The sequence below is a fragment of the Parasphingorhabdus flavimaris genome, assembly GCF_013371215.1.
GTDB lineage: Bacteria > Pseudomonadota > Alphaproteobacteria > Sphingomonadales > Sphingomonadaceae > Parasphingorhabdus > Parasphingorhabdus flavimaris.
The window spans coordinates 1-3,121 of the sequence record NZ_JABWMH010000006.1 but is presented as its reverse complement, the minus strand read 5'-3'; the positions used below and the strand labels follow the sequence as shown (position 1 = coordinate 3,121).

At 49.0% G+C, this 3,121-nt stretch carries 5 protein-coding genes; all 5 read right to left on the bottom strand.

All coding sequences use genetic code 11. From position 1 onward, the window contains the following. Positions 1-83 precede the first annotated feature (83 nt). The 5 genes from HUO14_RS16110 to HUO14_RS16090 all read right to left on the bottom strand — a co-directional run bounded on the left by HUO14_RS16110 (position 84) and on the right by HUO14_RS16090 (position 2,800). Positions 84-404: a DUF6079 family protein gene (locus HUO14_RS16110; protein WP_246255758.1), complete on the bottom strand. Its 321-nt coding sequence runs from the start codon at positions 402-404 to the stop codon at positions 84-86. Positions 405-413: 9 nt separating this feature from the next. Beyond that, positions 414-1,025 carry a DUF1788 domain-containing protein gene (locus HUO14_RS16105; RefSeq protein WP_176280881.1) on the bottom strand — a complete coding sequence of 204 codons (612 nt, stop codon included), beginning with the start codon at positions 1,023-1,025 and terminating at the stop codon, positions 414-416. Beyond that, positions 1,025-1,615 (bottom strand): DUF1819 family protein, encoded by a 591-nt coding sequence (locus HUO14_RS16100; RefSeq protein WP_176280880.1) that lies wholly within the window; start codon positions 1,613-1,615, stop codon positions 1,025-1,027. Before HUO14_RS16100 ends, HUO14_RS16105 begins: the two co-directional genes overlap by 1 nt. 262 nt (positions 1,616-1,877) lie before the next feature. Next, on the bottom strand, positions 1,878-2,375 hold the full coding sequence (locus HUO14_RS16095; protein ID WP_176280879.1) for a DUF6998 domain-containing protein: 498 nt from the start codon (positions 2,373-2,375) through the stop codon (positions 1,878-1,880). Positions 2,376-2,473: 98 nt separating this feature from the next. Further along, positions 2,474-2,800 carry a hypothetical protein gene (locus HUO14_RS16090; RefSeq protein WP_176280878.1) on the bottom strand — a complete coding sequence of 109 codons (327 nt, stop codon included), beginning with the start codon at positions 2,798-2,800 and terminating at the stop codon, positions 2,474-2,476. Between the last annotated feature and the right edge of the window lie 321 nt (positions 2,801-3,121).

The following is a 3,121-nucleotide window of genomic DNA, read 5'->3' as shown; positions in this document are numbered from 1 at the left end:
AGACCATTGAACATCGGCGCTTGCAACACCGCAAGCTAGCCGCCTAATATCAACCAATAAGACGAGGCCGATGCTCCGCTAATTTACGCAGCCATCTGTGCCAAATGTTCTGACGACGGACAGTCATAAGCCACTGCCCCATCAACTGCACGGTTCTCCAGTACCATGGCGAGTATCTTCAGAAGATGCGATTTGCCCGACCCGAAAAAACCGGAGATCCAAACGCCATTGGCGGTCGTATAATGCTTGTAGGCGTCGAGAAATTTCTCGATTTGTTTTTCAATCTCGTTGGTGAGGACATATTCCTCGAGCTCATTCTTCAGGCTTGCGTCGTCATCTGCCTTGATGACGCCTTCGATCGGACGGTCGACTTCTTTCTCAAATATGTCGCGCAGAATGGTCATATCGTTTCCTTAGACCTGATAATTGAAGATGTTGAATGCGCGATAATATTTATCATCGCGTAAAATGCCAAACAGGTCCAGAGATGCCCCGCTCGCCAATGAATGCGTGTAGCTTCCCGGGAAAAATAACAGAGTTGGCTTTTCCTTCGCCGTGCTTTGTAGGTTGTTCAGCACATTGTGTGAACGAATATAGGGAAAGACCTCCCCAACTCCCGAGAGGAACAGGACGTCGAATGTCTCGCTTTGAAGTCTGTTGCCAATTTCAGGGATGAGGTTCGTTTCTGGATCGAGGACGCTCTGCAGAAGTTCCTTGAGTTCATCTTTAGTGGTTCCTTCTTCGGCAGCAATCAGATCATCCCAGATTTCTCGCTTGCGCAGTATCTGGACCGAGAGATCATAGAGATTGATATCGAGCACCGAGACGCCTCGATTCGCGAGCTGCCGGACAAGCTTGCTCCGCATCTGCTCTATGCCGACGGCGTCGTCAGCGAGAAATGGGCAGATAAAAAATGGAACCTCATTCCCAAGACCCTGCTTCTTTAGAAAGCGAGGACTCGCGATGACCTCGAGCAGGTGGTCTTGACGCTCTCTCAAGGTCATAGCTGTAGTTTCTCTTTTCATCAGACAGGTCCCTGTGAGCCAATATCCGCTCCTGGGAAATATCTCAATTCTTGCGGGTCCGTTCTCGTGACCAGATTGGCAAAACGGGGTGACAGCATGGCCCGGCAGATATGATCATCTTGGCTCAGAATCCCAGTTTCTCGCATCAAACGAAACAAGATCTGTCGTAGTTTTTCACGTGTGGAGGTACTGATGGCCTCAAGCTCGGGCTCCCACTCAGCCTTGCCTGCGTAAAATGCGTCGTAATCATCGTATGTGACGTGCGTCCGGAAGCTCAAGTAACGCTCTGAAAGCAATTCAACCGCAAATTCACCAATGAACCGATATGCTCGACAAAGGGCGAGCCAAAGCACTGACACTTGGTCATGGTAACTACCGCTACAAAGCAGGTCTATCTCATCAGAATTCAATGCACTTAACCTGTTGGCGATCTCCCGAACCGACCGGCTAACGGAGGATTGTTTCTTGAAGGGGATGACACCCTGTTGGCCGGCGACCTTTTTGACTTCCGTCCAATCGTTCAGTTCTTGATAAAGCCCCGCAATGGCGACACTTTCATTAAGAAATAAGCCGCCGGTTCCAAATGACATTCGGTATTGGGTTTTTCCATTGTGATGGAGCAATTTATAAATGCCTCAGACGGGTTTGAGCGATAAGAATACGCTGCATTGACTAGCACAGTAAATGCCATGGAAAACAGTATGAAAGATCAAAATGATGAGAAACATATAATGATTTTCATTATCTGTGTTCTGAAGTTGAAGCGAGGAGTCACCTTGAAAGCCATCAAATTCCATAGGTCGAACTGGTTGCGATGAGCTCATCCGCAATGAGAGGAGTTAAAAGATCCACTCAGCAATCTGTCCGATTCAATCGTTCATGATCCAGAACCATTGAATCAGCAGCACGAATCTGGTTTTTCGTCAGCGACCTTTGCCCTTGAAAAACATCGGGCAAATAGGCCAATGCGCGTCGCTCTGGACCATTGTAGACAACAATTCCGGTTGCACGATCAAAGTCTAATTCGAAAAACAAAAGATGATCCGCTCTAGTTTGTGTACGACGGAAAGCTGGACCTCGACCAGTACCCGTTGCCTTAATCTGAACCGTATGACGGCCGTCGGGAGAGTATCCATCTATTCCTTCGGTAGACTTCCCAGGAACCAATTTGACCCCAAAAAGTTCAACTGCAATAGCTTCTCCGATGTCTCCTACCAGATTGCCGTCCAGTGTGAATTTGAGCTTTGCATCACTTCCTTGAATTTTTAACCGTTCTTCATAGTAAGAACGCACTTGGTTCCTGGCTTCTAGCAGAATCGAAATCTGTCCTGGTAGTTTAAACTCGGTCATAGTTGTGCCTCCTTTGGCGCTCAAGCATCGATATGTATTCTGGCAATATGTTGGCAAAAGCCTCTCAGTGACTGACGGCCATTATGTTGATAACCGAACTAATTTGGCGCGTGCAAAGGCGGGACTTTCGAGATCCCAAGCGCTTCGCCGAAACGATCGTCGAGTTTCTTCAACATCAAGCCAACATATTCCTGATCATCCCGGTGTCGATTGACGACTAAAAGGGCCTGCTGGGTAATTCCTGACGTCAACCTCTCCATCGGCTTCCGAAGCACATCTGCTCGGGGATGCCCCTCCACTGCTTGCCGGGCGACTTGGGCCGCGTAATAGGCGATTGCCAAGTACTCCAGAACGCGCATCTGATCGTTCTCATCCTCCTCAAGTCGAAGGTCTTTCAAGGCGAGGAAGGTCCCAAAATGTTGCATGAGTAGGCGCCCAACAAGGCGCGGCCAACCATGATCTGACCTATCTGCTACAGGGAGGGTGCCGCGCTGCCTTTTGCTTCCGTCGACAGGCTCAGCGTAATTTAGGATGATCTGTAGCAATAGCCTTAGTCTGACGAGTTCAATCGTTGTGATAGTCTTGCCGCGAAACGCTTTTGTCCGCGCTTCGAACGCTATTACTGAACCGCCCCGGTATTGCCGGAGGCTCCAACTCTTGAGTAGAAGGAGCCATTATGAACAAAACAACGAACAAATTTGCACCGGAGGTTCGCGAACGTGCGATCCGTATGGTGTTGGATCACC

Bases quoted from the DNA above. Each gene is read 5' to 3' on its own strand.
- HUO14_RS16110 (WP_246255758.1), bottom strand. From the start codon at position 404: ATGACCATTCTGCGCGACATATTTGAGAAAGAAGTCGACCGTCCGATC.
- HUO14_RS16105 (WP_176280881.1), bottom strand. From the start codon at position 1,025: ATGAAAAGAGAAACTACAGCTATGACCTTGAGAGAGCGTCAAGACCAC.
- HUO14_RS16100 (WP_176280880.1), bottom strand. From the start codon at position 1,615: ATGTCATTTGGAACCGGCGGCTTATTTCTTAATGAAAGTGTCGCCATT.
- HUO14_RS16095 (WP_176280879.1), bottom strand. From the start codon at position 2,375: ATGACCGAGTTTAAACTACCAGGACAGATTTCGATTCTGCTAGAAGCC.
- HUO14_RS16090 (WP_176280878.1), bottom strand. From the start codon at position 2,800: ATGCAACATTTTGGGACCTTCCTCGCCTTGAAAGACCTTCGACTTGAG.